The 14,693-nt window shown below is 36.6% G+C and carries 12 protein-coding genes; 9 read left to right on the top strand and 3 right to left on the bottom strand.

From position 1 onward, the window contains the following. Positions 1 to 21 precede the first annotated feature (21 nt). Genes JL102_RS16900 through hutF form a run of 5 tightly spaced genes read left to right on the top strand, consistent with a single transcriptional unit; the run spans position 22 to position 5,128 of the window. Positions 22 to 537 (top strand): DinB family protein, encoded by a 516-nt coding sequence (locus tag JL102_RS16900; RefSeq protein WP_202245616.1) that lies wholly within the window; start codon positions 22 to 24, stop codon positions 535 to 537. A gap of 19 nt (positions 538 to 556) precedes the next feature. Next, positions 557 to 1,858 (top strand): D-alanyl-D-alanine carboxypeptidase, encoded by a 1,302-nt coding sequence (locus tag JL102_RS16895; RefSeq protein WP_202245615.1) that lies wholly within the window; start codon positions 557 to 559, stop codon positions 1,856 to 1,858. A gap of 1 nt (position 1,859) precedes the next feature. Further along, a complete protein-coding gene (locus tag JL102_RS16890; protein ID WP_202245614.1) occupies positions 1,860 to 2,951 on the top strand; it encodes a glycoside hydrolase family 3 protein in 1,092 nt (363 codons plus the stop codon). 6 nt (positions 2,952 to 2,957) lie between these two features. Further along, on the top strand, positions 2,958 to 3,761 hold the full coding sequence (locus JL102_RS16885; RefSeq protein WP_202245613.1) for an N-formylglutamate amidohydrolase: 804 nt from the start codon (positions 2,958 to 2,960) through the stop codon (positions 3,759 to 3,761). Continuing rightward, on the top strand, positions 3,758 to 5,128 hold the full coding sequence (gene hutF, locus JL102_RS16880; RefSeq protein ID WP_202245612.1) for a formimidoylglutamate deiminase: 1,371 nt from the start codon (positions 3,758 to 3,760) through the stop codon (positions 5,126 to 5,128). The genes JL102_RS16885 and hutF overlap by 4 nt, the downstream gene beginning before the upstream one ends. A 212-nt stretch (positions 5,129 to 5,340) precedes the next feature. On the opposite strand, the gene JL102_RS16875 is transcribed toward hutF, so the two are convergent. The 3 genes from JL102_RS16875 to JL102_RS16865 all read right to left on the bottom strand — a co-directional run bounded on the left by JL102_RS16875 (position 5,341) and on the right by JL102_RS16865 (position 7,911). Beyond that, a complete protein-coding gene (locus JL102_RS16875; protein ID WP_202245611.1) occupies positions 5,341 to 6,228 on the bottom strand; it encodes a hypothetical protein in 888 nt (295 codons plus the stop codon). Continuing rightward, positions 6,225 to 6,881, bottom strand: a complete 657-nt coding sequence (locus tag JL102_RS16870) for an inorganic diphosphatase (RefSeq protein ID WP_202245610.1) — start codon at positions 6,879 to 6,881, stop codon at positions 6,225 to 6,227. Before JL102_RS16870 ends, JL102_RS16875 begins: the two co-directional genes overlap by 4 nt. Positions 6,882 to 7,107: 226 nt before the next feature. After that, positions 7,108 to 7,911 (bottom strand): SDR family oxidoreductase, encoded by an 804-nt coding sequence (locus JL102_RS16865; protein ID WP_202245609.1) that lies wholly within the window; start codon positions 7,909 to 7,911, stop codon positions 7,108 to 7,110. A 175-nt stretch (positions 7,912 to 8,086) separates the two neighbouring features. Between JL102_RS16865 and JL102_RS16860 the strand changes: the two genes are divergently transcribed. The 4 genes from JL102_RS16860 to JL102_RS16845 all read left to right on the top strand — a co-directional run bounded on the left by JL102_RS16860 (position 8,087) and on the right by JL102_RS16845 (position 14,682). Then, positions 8,087 to 9,385: a peptidoglycan DD-metalloendopeptidase family protein gene (locus JL102_RS16860; RefSeq protein WP_202245608.1), complete on the top strand. Its 1,299-nt coding sequence runs from the start codon at positions 8,087 to 8,089 to the stop codon at positions 9,383 to 9,385. 119 nt (positions 9,386 to 9,504) lie between these two features. Then, entirely contained in the window at positions 9,505 to 11,772 is a 2,268-nt protein-coding gene (locus JL102_RS16855; RefSeq protein ID WP_202245607.1) for a patatin-like phospholipase family protein, read from the top strand. Positions 11,773 to 11,955: 183 nt separating this feature from the next. Continuing rightward, entirely contained in the window at positions 11,956 to 13,968 is a 2,013-nt protein-coding gene (locus tag JL102_RS16850; protein WP_202245606.1) for an OmpA family protein, read from the top strand. Between the two features lie 27 nt (positions 13,969 to 13,995). Next, entirely contained in the window at positions 13,996 to 14,682 is a 687-nt protein-coding gene (locus tag JL102_RS16845; RefSeq protein WP_202245605.1) for an OmpA family protein, read from the top strand. Positions 14,683 to 14,693 lie beyond the last annotated feature (11 nt).

The following is a 14,693-nucleotide window of genomic DNA, read 5'->3' as shown; positions in this document are numbered from 1 at the left end:
TAAAGCAAAGCTTTTTTATTTATGCCAAAACCAACGTTAGATTTAGTTCCTGAATTTTATCAGGGATATATTAAAGGAATTGAGGAGGAAGAACTTATCCCGGCACTTATTAATCATGGCAATATTACTCTGGATCTGCTGAAATCTATTCCTGAGGTTTCCGCAGGGTATTGCTATCAGCCCGGTAAGTGGTCTATCAAACAGGTGGTGGCACATATGATTGATACTGAACGAATTTTTGCATATCGGTCACTAGCCATAGCCAGAAATGATAAAACTCCTTTGCCTGGTTTTGAGGAGAATGATTATGCTGAGGAAGCTAATGTGGAAAACAGAAAGCTTTATAGAATTATTGAAGAATATAATAATGTTAGAGCATCCACTATTGATTTGTTCAGTAGTTTCAGTGAAACGATGCTACACCGAGAGAATATGTGTAATGGAAATTTAATGTCAGTCAATACCATTGGTTATATAATTGTTGGGCATGAGGCCCATCATAGAGCAGTACTGCTGGAAAGGTATTTATCAAATTAGCTTTTGAAAAATCGTACCTATGAATGATATTGCTCGTTTTATTTATTGGGGAATCTTGCTTTGTTTCTTCAGTTGTGCATCTATAAATAAAAAGGAAATTACACGAGAGCTCATTTCTGTAGAGAAGGAGTTTCACAATCATACAGGATTTGTGCTTTATGATCCTGAAGAAGATAAGACCCTAATATCTTATCAGGGTAATCAATACTTTACTCCGGCATCTAATACCAAAATCCCTACGCTCTACCTCTCTATGCATATTCTGCCAGATTCTATACCTGGTATTTATTATGTAGAAAAAGGAGATTCATTAATTTTTTGGGGTACGGGAGATCCATCGTTTTTGAATGATCGACTTCCTCAAAGTCAGATTTATGAATTTTTAAAAAAGTCTGATAAAAAACTGTTTTTCTCTGGAGATAACTTTTATGATCATCATTTTGGCTCAGGCTGGGCATGGGATGATTACCTGTATACTTTCTCTAGTGAAAAATCTCCATTTACTATTTATGGCAATAATATAAAGGTGAAAAAGTCGAGGTCTCAATCATTCCTAGAGGTAGAACAGGCTTATTTTAAAAGGTATTTTTGGTTAGGAGACAGCGCTAACATTAGTGAGCAGGTAGTGAGAGATTATAATTCCAATAGTTTTGTTTATCACCCCCCGCTGGCTTCGAAGACCATTAACGATGAGATACCATTTAAGTACTCTGATTATTTGCTTACACAGGCGCTTGCAGATACACTTAATAAACAGGTTGGTCTTTTAGAAATGCCTTTGCCATTACATTACGAGACTAAATATAGCATTTTAGCAGACTCAGCCTATCGGGTTATGATGCAGCAAAGTGATAATTTTATAGCAGAGCAGCTGTTACTTACCTGTGCGGGGATACTCACAGACTCTTTAAAGGCTGAAAATGGACTTATGTATGGACAAAGGGAATTATTTAAGAATATACCTGATTCATTGGTTTGGGTAGATGGCTCCGGTCTTTCCCGCTATAACCTTTTTACTCCTGCAGCATTAGTATGGATATGGACTCAACTGTATAAAGAGGTGCCTCATGAGCGTCTTTACTCACTGTTGCCTGCCGGGGGACAACCAGGAACTCTAAGAAGGTATTATCAATCAGATGAACCGTACTTATTTGGAAAAACGGGAACCTTGAGCAATAATCATAATTTAAGTGGGTTCTTAAAAACAAAGAAAGGTAAGATTTATGTTTTTGCCTTTATGAATAACAATTATCCTGAAAAATCTGGTCCTGTGAAGAGGAGAATGGAAAAAATTCTTCAGGAGATATATCTAAATAATTAATATGAAAAAATATTTTGTTTTTGTTTGCTTGTTCATCACAGTGAAGAGTTTTGCACAGCGTGTGGATAGCCTTGATTTTAAAATTGGCCAAATGCTTATGGTGGGCTATGCCAGTACTGAAATCAAGGAAGATAATGCAACTATAAAGGATATCGAAGCTGGTAAGGTTGGGGGAATATTGCTTTTTGAAAAAAATATTAATCCAAAAGACTCTTATGTTAAGCTTAAGCAACTCACCTGGACACTCCAACAGCATGCCCCTGTGCCTCTGTTTGTGGCTATAGACCAAGAGGGAGGTAAGGTAAATCGACTCAAAGAAAAATATGGATTTCCTAAATCGGTGTCCGCTGATTATCTAGGCAAAGTGGCCAGCCTTGATTCTACCCAATTCTATGCTGAAATGACAGCATCTACGTTGGCAGGCCTCGGCTTTAACGTCAATTTTGCGCCTGTAGTAGATCTTTCTATTAATAAAAGTAATCCTATTATAGCTCGAGCAGATCGAGCGTATTCTGATAACCCTGATAGTGTGGCTCTACATGCCGCTAAAGTAATTGATGCGCACCGTAAATTTAATATTGTAACTGTGCTTAAGCATTTTCCTGGTCATGGAAGTTCTCACTCAGATACTCATCTAGGCATAGCTGATGTTACTGATTACTGGCAGTCTAAGGAGGTTACGCCTTATGACTCTTTATTAAGAAATGGAGAAATAGATGCTATCATGACGGCACATATTGTCAATAAAAAATTAGAACCACAGGGTTTGCCCGGCACACTTTCTAAGAAGATAGTTACAGGTCTGTTAAGAGATAGCCTTCATTATAATGGTGTGGTTTTTTCTGATGATATGCAAATGCATGCCATTACTAAGCATTATGGATTAGAGAAATCCGTAAAACTATCTATTCAGGCAGGTGTTGATGTATTGATATTCAGTAATAATATTCAAGGTAGCGAAAACCGAACGGTGGATACGGTGCACGATATTATTAAAAAGTTGATTAAAAATGGTGATCTTACTGAAGAGAGAATCAATGAGTCTTATCAGCGGATAATGAAACTGAAAAGATCCAGAATCGAAACCGAATAGCAAAATATGAGTGTATATAATGTAATCGAACCAATAGCCGATAAGGTGCCTATTTTAATTAGTGTACCTCATTGTGGCACTGAGTTCCCTCAAGAAATAAAATCTGGTTATAATGAAGATCTTATTAAGGCACCAGATGATACAGATTGGTTTGTAGATAAGTTATATGATTTTGCACCTGAAATGGGTATCACTATGATTACTGCTAATTATAGTAGGTGGGTAATCGATCTCAACCGAGACCCTGAGAGCGAGCCTCTGTATGATGATGGTAGAATAATAACAGATTTATGTCCTACCACCACCTTTGCCGGTGAGCCTATATACAAAGACGGGCACATGCCTGGAGGTAAAGAAATAGAAAGAAGATTAAAAGAATATTACTGGCCATATTATGCTCAGGTTGAGAAAATGTTGAGTCATTTGAAATCTGAGTATGGAAAGGTACTTTTCTGGGATGCTCATAGCATTAGGCAATATGTACCTTTAATAAGGGATGAAGTTTTCCCAGATCTTATTTTGGGAGATAACAAAGGAAGAGCGGCCCACAAAACTTTAATTTCTACAGCTTTAGATGCTTTGAGTGCTAAACGGTTGAAGCTGGAACATAATTACCCTTTTAAAGGAGGTCATTTAACACGTTACTTTGGTAGGCCAGATGAAAATCAACATGCGTTACAGCTGGAAATGAGTAAGATTAATTATATGGACAATAAGGAAAGTAATTATGATGAAGAACGCGCCGGCCATATTAGAGTTTTACTCCAAGAAAATTTTAAGATGCTTATAGAAACCCTAAATACATTATGAAACATTTTCATTTTCAAGCTTTATTACAGAAAGAGGGCTGGAGTGAGAATGTATATGTAGGTGTTGATAAAGCTGGTTTAATCACCAATATTTCCACAGAAGCGCCTTCTGAGGAAGTTCAAAGAGTAAAAGGGTATGTGCTTCCTGCTTTTCAAAATGCTCATAGCCATGCATTCCAATATGCCATGGCAGGGCTGGCGGAAAATTTCAAGAGGGGGATGAAAGATAATTTTTGGTCATGGAGAGAAACTATGTACCAAATAGCACTTACTATTAGTCCAGATGATCTGGAGCATATTGCTGCAATGGTTTATTCAGAAATGGTAAGGCATGGTTATTCAGAGGTGGCTGAATTTCATTATCTGCATCATGATAAGGATGGTAAGCCATATAGCCATATTGCTGAACATGGGGAGCGATTAGTAGCGGCTGCGCAAAAAGCAGGTATAAAAATTACCCTCGTACCTATGTTTTATCAAAAAGGAGGGTTTGGACAAGTTCCGACGGATAGGCAGCGTAGGTTTATAAGTAAAACAAAGGAGGACTATGGCCGACTGCTGGAAGCAACAAGGAGTGTCACAGAAAAGTATAACGGCGCTTCACTCGGATTCGGTATTCATTCTTTGAGAGCGGTGGAGCCTGAAGATGTCATAAAAACTTATGAAGAGGCACCTTTAAATATGCCTTTCCATATTCATGTATCAGAGCAGCTCAAAGAGATTGATGATTCTTTAGCTTATCTTGGTAAAAGACCCGTAGAGTGGCTCTTGGATAATATTCAAATGGATGATCGCTGTCATTTGGTGCATGCTACCCATCTTATAAATGCAGAGGTATCTCGTCTTGCAAGATCTAAGGCTAATGTAGTATTGTGCCCAACTACAGAAGGAAACCTGGGAGATGGAATATTTAGATTGAAGGATTATCATCATCAAGGGGGAAAATGGTCTATTGGTACTGATAGTCATATTAGCCTTAATCCACTCGAAGAGCTTAGAATGCTAGATTATGGTCAGAGGCTGTCGTCTCATGAGAGGAGTACTTTTCTAGGAGATAAAACCTCTAGCAGTAGCAGTTATGCACTAAGTCAATTTATTTTTAATGGCCGCAAAGCTATGGGGCGTAGTTCAGAAAATTATTTTGAAGTAGGCCAACCATTAGATGCCGTAATTTACAATGCTGATGCACCTTTACTCGCGGCTAGCTCAAGCGAAAATATTTTACCTACAATTATATATTCACTCGATTCCAGCTATACAGTAAATACCATTATTCAAGGCCAATTCGCGTCCGAAAGAGCCCAAGTGAATAGGGAGTCTATTGTCAAAGAGTTTTCTAAAACGATACACCGACTTACTATAAGATGAATTTTTTTTAGATTTTTTATAGACTGCATCAATTTGAAATAAAATGTTGCTAAGAGAACTGCTCTGTTTGCTTTCTTAAAAAGCAAAGTGTAATTGTGAGATCAACCTCTATCCCCGCATAAATTAGTGCGTACAATTATTAGCAGGCATAGAGGTAATTCACATAAAGATGATAGACCAATACTTAATTTATTGAATGCATGCTTATGTTATCATTCAATATTATTCCTTTTGTAAAAGTATAAATGAGCTTCATATCCGGTGGTTTCCTCGCTGAGAGTATAGAATCCAGACCCATCTTTTTTCCAGCAGATAGCTTCGCCTTGTGGTTCGGGTATGTAAGGTAGTCTAGTGGCTTTTCTTTGTAGCGCCTCCCAAATGCTTTCTCCTTCCTTTCGCTTCCAATATAGTATTTTGTCATAGGTCTTTAATAATATTTCAGATCCATCTGCAGAAATATCTCCCCCCACTACATGACTGAATGGGATCGTGCCTAATTTTATGAGAGTTTCACTGTCTTTTTTGGGCTGAGGGTAAGGGTAGCGATATACAGCTACGTTGGGCTCCTTTTTTGTGAATATATAAAAGTCTTTAGTTAAAGGATCAACCAAAAGGCATTCAGAATCATTGGTGCCATCCGGGTATGTGAAGGTAAGCCAATCTACAATTGCAGTAACATTAGCAGTGTCACCAGCTAATGGTTCTTCTACGCGGAAAATGTGAAAATATGGATATTGCCCATAATTACTTCCCGTCTCAGCAATGTACAAATAGTTTTTGTCGGGATCTGGTCCGGGACCTGTGGCCATGTCTTCCCAGTCTCGATTAATTCCATTTCTTAAGTAATAAGTGCCATGGTGCTTTCCATGCTCGTCCATTAGAAAAACACGGGGTTGGCCTCCACTATCATTATGTGTCCAGATCATGCCTGGGTTCCTAATAGAGGCAGCAATCCCTGATGCTTCATTTACCAATGGGCTTTTTACCTTTCCTTGTATTTTTCCGTAGGAAAATAAAGATTGATGGTTTTTTGTTTGAAAGTATTCTAGCAACAATAGTGATGCTATAAGTACAACTCCTAATAAGATAAGTTTCTTCATTTTTTATATTGGATAATAACCTTCATAGCTTGTTTTTCATTATCCCACCCTTTAAATTCTATGCCGTCCTTATAGCCTGTGAACCACAATTTTAAAATTTTCTCTACATTGGGGTAGTCATTTTGCAGGTCTGTCAGGCTCATGCTATTTATAGTTCGTAGGCTTTCTTCTGCCGGAATGGCTATAATTTTATCATCATTCTCTCCATGATCGTCTAATTTTAAAACAGCTATTGGGATTATTGGTATCAATTGCCCTCTGTTTAATGAGGCCGAAATGAGTAAAACATCTAGCGCATCTCCATCACCACCGTTTGCGGTATCCATTAATGTGGAAGGAATAAAACCGTAATTGCCAGGATAACCCAGAAAGTTTACACTTCTTTTTGCTCCATCAATTATTTCAACTTCAAATTTTTCACTTTGAGGATTAAATTCATATTTAAGGTTCGTTCCTGCAGGAATTTCTATTACCATTTGTGCCATTCCGTTTTCTGAAAATGCAGGTTCGTTGTAATGATTATTAGTGCAATTAAGTAGTAAAAGAGTAGAGAAAACAAACAACAATGGTTTGAAATGATAAATTGACCTTAAAAACTCACAAAGTAGTTTATTTAAAACGTTTAATACTCTAATGGGGGTTATTTTTTTCATAATAGATAAATAATTACGCGAAAGTAAGGCTAGAGTTGAAAAAAATTTATACTTTTAAGAAAGTTTAAGGTTGTTAATTGTTTCATCTCGACTTTAAGCATACAACTGACTGCCAAGTTATCGTGTAGGCTGCATGATAGTTAGGCAGTCAGTTTTTTTATGGCTATGCCATTCCTCTTTATTGTTGGTTGATTTTTTAAACATCTTAATATCAATTGTTTAAAATTTATTCGGCTTCTAAATCTACCATAGGATCAGGATGTAAGAATTGATAAGAGAGAGTGGTTTTTAAGTAAGAAGAGTCCACAATTTTAAAATCTGTATCTTCTTTCGTAAACTCTGGCTTTGGTAATCCCAAAGATTGACTAGCTGCAGTGTAAAATTCTTTTCTTGTAGGGTGCTCATCAGCACATGCATTAAATATGTATCCCCAAGCATCTTTTTCTATTATAGTTTTAATAATCGCCAGGCAATCGTCTAAATGAATGAGGTTGACAGGGTTCATGCCACCAGCTAGTTGAGATTTTCTTTTGAGAAACCTTCCCGGATGCCTATCAGGGCCATATAAACCTGCAAATCTCAAAATGCTACTTTCAAAATTCTTGTTTTTTATAAATTGATTTTCAATATCAAGTAATGCTACACCGGAGTGTTTTGAAATAATTCGCTTTGCATCACTTTCTTTAACACGCTTATTAGTATTGGGATATACGGAGGATGAACTTATGAATATTACTTTTGAGATAGTATTATACTCAATAGCTTCTATTAACCTTGATATATTTTCTTCATAATTGTCAGACGAAGGAGGCAATGTGATGATGATAATTTCCGAATCAAAAAAAACATTATTTTTAATGCCTTTATGGTTGATATCCAGAAGATAGGGTTTTACATTTGCCCCTTCAATTAAAGGGATTTTCATCTCTTGAGTGGTAGATCCGTGTACTTGGTGGCCTATTTTGGCTAATTCCTTACTGAGGGGTAACCCTAACCAGCCACACCCAATAATACTTATGGTTCTATTCATACTGCAAAATTATTTAAAATCAGCACTTTATATGCTGGTTGTGAAAGTATAACATTAATTAATTTAGCTAATGATAGCATTTTTCTTACTTATTCCTTAATATTAAAATTGAAATGCAGAAATTTGTGTTTTGTAAAGTTTTAAGTAGCCATTTTTTTTAAACTTTAAAGCCAACATGTCTAAAAAGTATTTAGGGCTTATCGCGCTGGCCCTCATTTCAGTAGGTTCTTATTTGGTAATTCCTACTATTAACGATCATCAAGAGATTTCTAAAGAAGAGAGTGTAAATAGTGACTCTACTTCAATTAGTGTAGCTGCGGTAATTCCTCAGCCCAAGCTTTTATATGGAGTTGCTGTAGATTCTATGCTTGTAATTGAAGATAAAATCAAGAGAAATCAAAATATCTCTGAAATCTTAGCTTCGCATAATGTTTCTTCTGAAGCCATTTTTAAACTTGCAGCTATGTCAAGGGATATTTTTGACGTAAGAAAAATTGCCGCTAATAAGAAATATACTCTTATCTGCGATCAAGACTCTTTAGAAACTGCTAAGGCTTTTGTCTATGAGCATAATCCTATAGAATACTTTGTTTTTAATCTGAAGGACTCTTTATCTATTCAAAAATTCCAGAAGGAAGTGAAAGTGGTAGAAAAAGGAGCATCAGGTGTTATTGAGTCTAGCCTTTCTGTGGCTATGAGTGATCTTGGTCTTCCTATTCAACTCACTAATGACTTTGTTGATGTATTTGCCTGGCAGGTGGACTTCTTCCGCTTACAAAGAGGGGATAAATTTAAGGTAATCTACGAAGATAAAATGGTGGATGGTCAGTCTGTTGGTATTGGAGAGATTAAAGCTATTTACTTTGAGCATTTTGGAAACGACTACTACGCCTATGCCTTTGATCAGGGAGAAGGTGTTGACTATTTTGATGAAAGCGGTAATAGTTTAAGAAAGGCTCTTTTAAGATATCCATTGGAGTTTACGAGGATAAGCTCTCGTTATTCAGGAAATAGATACCACCCTGTACAAAAGAGATGGAAGGCGCACAGAGGAACTGACTTTGCCGCTCCTAAAGGCACACCAATAAGGTCAGTAGGTGATGGAATAATTGTAGACGCAAAATATAGCAAGTATAATGGTAACTACGTTAAAATAAGACATAACAGCACATATACTACACAGTATTTGCATATGTCTAAAATTGCATCTGGGATTAAGGCAGGTATGAGAGTGAAACAAAATCAAACCATAGGCTTTGTGGGTAGCACAGGCTTGGCTACAGGAAATCACCTTTGCTATAGGTTTTGGAAAAATGGAGTGCAGATAGATGCTCTTAAAGTAGATTTGCCGCCATCTGAGCCTATAGATGAGAAATTACGCGCCAAATATGAAGAAGAAAAGAAACTGTGGCATAAAAAGCTTGATGAAATTCATATCACTATAGATGAGCCAGTTATGGCGAGCATTAAATAAGCTACTTTTCATTCTAATAATAATAAAGCAAGGCAATTTTGTCTTGCTTTTTTTGTTAGTTTTATAGCCTAATATGAAGTAGTTATATGTATAGGTTTAGCTTTTTACTTCCTTTACTGATGATGATTCTTGTTTCAGAATCTCATGGCCAAAAAGTAGCATTGGTTTTAAGTGGAGGAGGAGCCAAAGGAATAGCACATGTAGGTGTGATAAAGGCTCTTGAGGAGAATGATATCCCTATTGATTATGTAGTAGGTACATCTATGGGTGGTATTATTTCTGGTTGCTATGCCGCCGGATTTTCTGCAGATAAGATAGAAGATATTGTTACCTCTGATGAGTTTAGCGGCTGGGTAAATGGTGAGCTAGAAAAGAGCTATAACTATTATTATAATAAAGACGACCCTGACGCATCTTTTTTGTCAATAAAACTATCTCTGGATTCCACATTCAATGCTTCGATTAGTTCTAGTTTAGCCAGTGACCTAGCACTCAATTATGCTTTAGCCGAAAACTTTGCTCAACCTTCTGCCAATGCCAATTATAATTATGATAGCCTTTTTGTGCCTATTAGAATTGTCGCGGCTGATATTTTTACTCAGCAGGAGGTAGTAATGAGCGAAGGGTCTCTTAGTCAATCTTTAAGAGCTACGTTATCAGTTCCTTTCTTCTATAAGCCCATTCGCATTGATGGCAAGTATCTCTTTGATGGTGGTATCTATAATAATTTTCCGGTCGATGTTGCTTTGAATGACTTTAACCCTGACGTTATAATTGGGGTTAATGTTTCTTCAAAAATATTTAATGAATATCCTTATGACAACGATGAGAAACTATTGAGTAATTCGCTCCTCTACATGCTTCTTGACAAAACCGATCCAAGTATTATCCCCTCTAGCGGAGTATACATTGAACCTAATTTAAGTGGCTATACTGCTTTTGATTTTAGTAAGGCAGAAGCTTTAATTGATAGCGGTTATGTGTGGACTATGAAGCATATGGATGAAATTAAGGCCAAAGTGCAGAGACGTGAAAATTGTGATTCTTTATATACCAGAAGAAATGAGTTTAATGATAGAAATAAACCCTTGCTCTTCAAAGGCATTAATTATCATGGCTTCAACTCAAAGCAGAGGCGATACATCAATAAAGTATTTAAGACTCATAAAAAAGATTCTTTATACATGGATGATATAAAGTCTGGATATTTTAGGTTGGTCTCAGAGAGTTTTTTTCAAACTATTTATCCTGATATTACTTTTGATGATGAAAATAATGCCTATCAACTAGAGATTTTTGGAAGGCCAAGAAATAACTTTAATGTAGATATTGGCGGAACCATTGCTTCTCGCAACGTAAGCCAGATCTTTCTTGGTCTAGAATATTATTTCTTTGATAATTATCTACTTAAGAATAGTGCCAATTTCTATACAGGAAGTTTTTATAAGTCTGCCCAATTAAAGTCCAGGCTAAATCTTTCTGCGTTGAATCAGTTGTACATTGAACCTGAGTTTACATTTAATGACTGGGATTATATAGACTCTGATGATATTTTAAGTGACCGTGATGATCCTACCATCCTTCAAAGGGCCGATCGTAAATATGGTTTGAATATTGGCTTTCCTGTAGGCACTAATTTAAAAGGGGTATTATCCGGAGCCTGGATTAATAATAATGATCTTTACTCTAACACTAAGTCATTTACTACTTCTGATACGTTGGATAAATTGGGGCTTGAAGGAATTAAAGCCGGCGTGTATTTCATGCGAAATGATCTTAATAGAAAGCAATATCCAGACGAAGGACAATCTTTTGAGTTTAGTCTTAGCTATTTTAATCTGAAAGAAAACTATGAACCAGGAAGCACCGCTGAGTTGGTAGATAATGCTTCGCATCAGCATGAATGGTTTAGAGTAAAGGCTTCTGCACAAAAATATTTTAAAAAGGGCAGGTTCAGTACGGGTTATATGGTTGAAGGGGTGCTTTCAAATCAGCCTTTTTTTAGTAATTATTACGGGTCGCTTATAAATGCCCCAGGCTTTAACCCTATTCAAGATAGTAGAACTTTATTATTAGAAAATTTCAGAGCGTATAATTATATGGCTCTGGGAGTAAGAGGTGTTTTTAATATTAGGTCTAATCTTGATTTTCGTATTGCTGCTTATGGTTTTAAGGGATATGAATCATTGAATAGAGAGGATGTTGATATTGATTTTGGTAATACAGAATGGCATAAAGTAAGTCTTGCAGGGAATGCCGGATTAGTATTACATAGTCCTGTAGGGCCGATTGCTCTTAACGCTAATTATTATGACGACAATGAAAATAGGTTTGGTGTACTTCTGCATGTAGGGTTTTTATTATTTAACAAAAGGTCTATGGAATAGGTTAATATTTTAAGATGCGATAAAATCCTTTCGCTAAAAGTAATATTAGAAAAATCACATTGATGTCCTTGCCTTGGGTGTAAGATTTTAATTACTTTTACATATTGGTCAAATATGAGTTTTACCTTGCAGTCATGCTAAAAAAATAACTGTGTTTACCATCATGAATAACCACCTAGATCTATGAAGAAAATTTTACTCTTTATCCTTATTGTTTTTATTAGCAATGTTGCGTACTCTCAAACCGTTCAGTGGGCCTCGAGTGTTATTGAATTTTCGTCAGAACTTACACCTATTCAATATTCTGCCCAGCAGGTTTTAGGTAAGCCAAATGTGCTCCCTTCTGGAGGAGAAAACCCCAATGCCTGGACTCCTGAAAGACCAAACAAAAAAGAATTTTTGAAAGTAGGCTTTGAAAGACCTATTCAAATTAGACAAGTTGCCATTGCAGAGTCTTATAATCCTAGTACCATTTATAAGGTGTATGCTTATGATGAAGAGGGGGGCGAGCACCTAATTAATACGTTTAGCCCTAAAACCGTACCCTTAAAAGGTAGAATGCTTAACCTGTTTGTAGAACTAACCACCTACAAAGTGAAAGCAATAAAAGTGGAGTTTGATGGAGCTGCCGTACCTGAATATTATAGTATAGATGCTATCGCTATCTCTGATTCTGATTTACCAATTATACCGGAGATTGCCTTACCAGAGTTTATAAACCCAGAGGTAGAAAAAGAAAGGCTTAGCGAAAATGTAAATAGCAAATACAAGGAATATAAACCCTTACTTTCCCCAGATGGTAAAACGCTTTATTTTTCAAGAAAGCATCATCCGGATAATATAGGAGGTACTAATGATCCTGAAGACATTTGGTACTCTGAATTAGATGAAAATGGAGAATGGAAATTGGCTCAAAATGCAGGACCTTCATTGAATAATAGTGGGCCTAATTTTGTGAGCTCAGTTACTCCAGATGGTAAATCTGTGCTGTTAGTGCTTGGTAATCAGTATTTGGATAATGGTAAGATGGCTGCCGGTGTATCAGTGAGTTCAAATGCAAGTGGAGCATGGTCAAAACCTGCTTCATTAGTTATTGAAGATGATTATAATTACTCAGAGAAGGCAAATTTCTTCTTAGCTAATAATAGAAAAGTACTTTTCATGTCTGTAATGAGAGATGATTCCTATGGAGCAAGAGATTTGTATGTTTCTTTTATTAAAGAAGATAGCACTTGGACAGCACCACTAAATATATCTGATAAGGTAAATACCGCAGGAGAGGAGGAATCTCCCTTTTTGGCGGCTGATGATGTAACACTCTATTTTTCTTCTAACGGTTACAGCGGCTTTGGAGGTAGTGATATTTTCGTAACCAAAAGGTTAGATGACACTTGGACCAATTGGTCTGAGCCCGAAAATCTAGGACCTAGTATTAATTCTCAATATGAAGATTTGTTTTTCAACATTCCTGGAAATAGTGATTTTGCTTACTATTCTCAAGGAGTAAGTGAGGATGATTTAGATATTTTTAGAGTAGCTTTACCTGTATTCAAAAAGCCTGATCCTGTGATTACAGTAAGGGGAAAATTATTGAATTCTAAAACGAAAGAGCCAGTAGGAGCTAAGATTGTATATGAGCGTCTTTCGGATGGAAAAGAAATTGGAATGCATGAGACTAATGCAGAAACAGGTAATTATGAAATACTGTTACCTGCAGGAGAGCTATATGGTGTAAGGGCCGATGCGGAAGGATATCTTACACAAAGCGAAAATATTGATTTAAGGGAGTATGACGAAGGTGATCCGCAGGAAGTAGATGATAAGGACATTTTTCTAGTACCGGTTGAGAAGGAATCTGTTATAACACTGAAGAATGTGTTTTTTGATTGGGATAAGGCTATTGTCAAAAAGGAGTCATATTCTGAGTTAGACCGATTAGTAAAGCTAATGAAAGAAAAGCCTTCTTTAGAGGTGAAAATTAGTGGTCATACAGATAATACAGGCGATAAAAAGTACAATATGAGCCTTTCACAGAGGAGAGCTACTGCTATTCGTGATTATTTGGTTCAGAAAGGTATAACAGAGAAGAGAATGAATGTGGAGTATTTTGGCGAAACTAAACCAATTTCTGATAACGATACAGCAGCGGGGAGAAGTAAAAATAGGAGGGTTGAATTTCAAATTATGAAAGATTAATAATAGCGAAATGGAAAGGTATTGGCTATGAACTATAAATTTATTTTGGTTCTGCTGGTCACTTTGGTGGCCTACAATTATGCACAATCACAAAACCTGCAAGCTGACGTAACTCAGGTAAGGGGAACGGTGATTAATGCCAATACTAAAGAGCCTCTCCAGGCACACATAAGGTATGAAAGTGTACCTTATGGAAATAGAATAGGTGTACTTTCAGGAGATACGTTTGCTTTTAACATGGAGAACCAAAAGGATTATCAATTGGAGGTTTCTGCGGATGGTTATATACCTTTTGTTACAACACTAAAAATAGCAGAGGCAGATAGCGGCAGTATTAAGAAAGTGATAGAGTTACTCCCTAAGGGAACTGAAAGAGTAATGAAGCTGGAAAAACTGATTTTTGGTTTAGGAGACGATGATATAACTGATGCTTCTTATGAAGAGCTTAATCAATTGGCGAATATGTTATTGACTAATCCTGAAGTTATTATACAACTAGAGGGGCATACTGATTTTAGAGGTAATCCGAAGCAAAACATGAAACTCTCTCAAAGGAGGGTAGAGGCAGTGAAGGATTATTTGATAGATAAAGGAATTTCTAAAAAGAGGATAAAGACAAAAGCTTTTGGGGGCACCAATCCTCTCAGTAGAGAGGATGATGATGCTTCTAGAACTAATAATAGAAGAGTAGAGGTGAGGATAATGGCGCAATAGCCTTTTCCTCC

The sequence above is a fragment of the Fulvivirga sediminis genome (assembly GCF_016757215.1).
Classification (GTDB): domain Bacteria; phylum Bacteroidota; class Bacteroidia; order Cytophagales; family Cyclobacteriaceae; genus Fulvivirga; species Fulvivirga sediminis.
The sequence above is the reverse complement of the archived record's forward strand: the minus strand, read 5'-3'. Positions and strand labels throughout refer to the sequence as shown.

Bases quoted from the DNA above. Each gene is read 5' to 3' on its own strand.
- JL102_RS16900 (WP_202245616.1), top strand. From the start codon at position 22: ATGCCAAAACCAACGTTAGATTTAGTTCCTGAATTTTATCAGGGATAT.
- JL102_RS16860 (WP_202245608.1), top strand. From the start codon at position 8,087: ATGTCTAAAAAGTATTTAGGGCTTATCGCGCTGGCCCTCATTTCAGTA.
- JL102_RS16845 (WP_202245605.1), top strand. From the start codon at position 13,996: ATGAACTATAAATTTATTTTGGTTCTGCTGGTCACTTTGGTGGCCTAC.
- hutF (WP_202245612.1), top strand. From the start codon at position 3,758: ATGAAACATTTTCATTTTCAAGCTTTATTACAGAAAGAGGGCTGGAGT.
- JL102_RS16855 (WP_202245607.1), top strand. From the start codon at position 9,505: ATGATGATTCTTGTTTCAGAATCTCATGGCCAAAAAGTAGCATTGGTT.
- JL102_RS16895 (WP_202245615.1), top strand. From the start codon at position 557: ATGAATGATATTGCTCGTTTTATTTATTGGGGAATCTTGCTTTGTTTC.
- JL102_RS16890 (WP_202245614.1), top strand. From the start codon at position 1,860: ATGAAAAAATATTTTGTTTTTGTTTGCTTGTTCATCACAGTGAAGAGT.
- JL102_RS16850 (WP_202245606.1), top strand. From the start codon at position 11,956: ATGAAGAAAATTTTACTCTTTATCCTTATTGTTTTTATTAGCAATGTT.
- JL102_RS16870 (WP_202245610.1), bottom strand. From the start codon at position 6,881: ATGAAAAAAATAACCCCCATTAGAGTATTAAACGTTTTAAATAAACTA.
- JL102_RS16885 (WP_202245613.1), top strand. From the start codon at position 2,958: ATGAGTGTATATAATGTAATCGAACCAATAGCCGATAAGGTGCCTATT.
- JL102_RS16875 (WP_202245611.1), bottom strand. From the start codon at position 6,228: ATGAAGAAACTTATCTTATTAGGAGTTGTACTTATAGCATCACTATTG.
- JL102_RS16865 (WP_202245609.1), bottom strand. From the start codon at position 7,911: ATGAATAGAACCATAAGTATTATTGGGTGTGGCTGGTTAGGGTTACCC.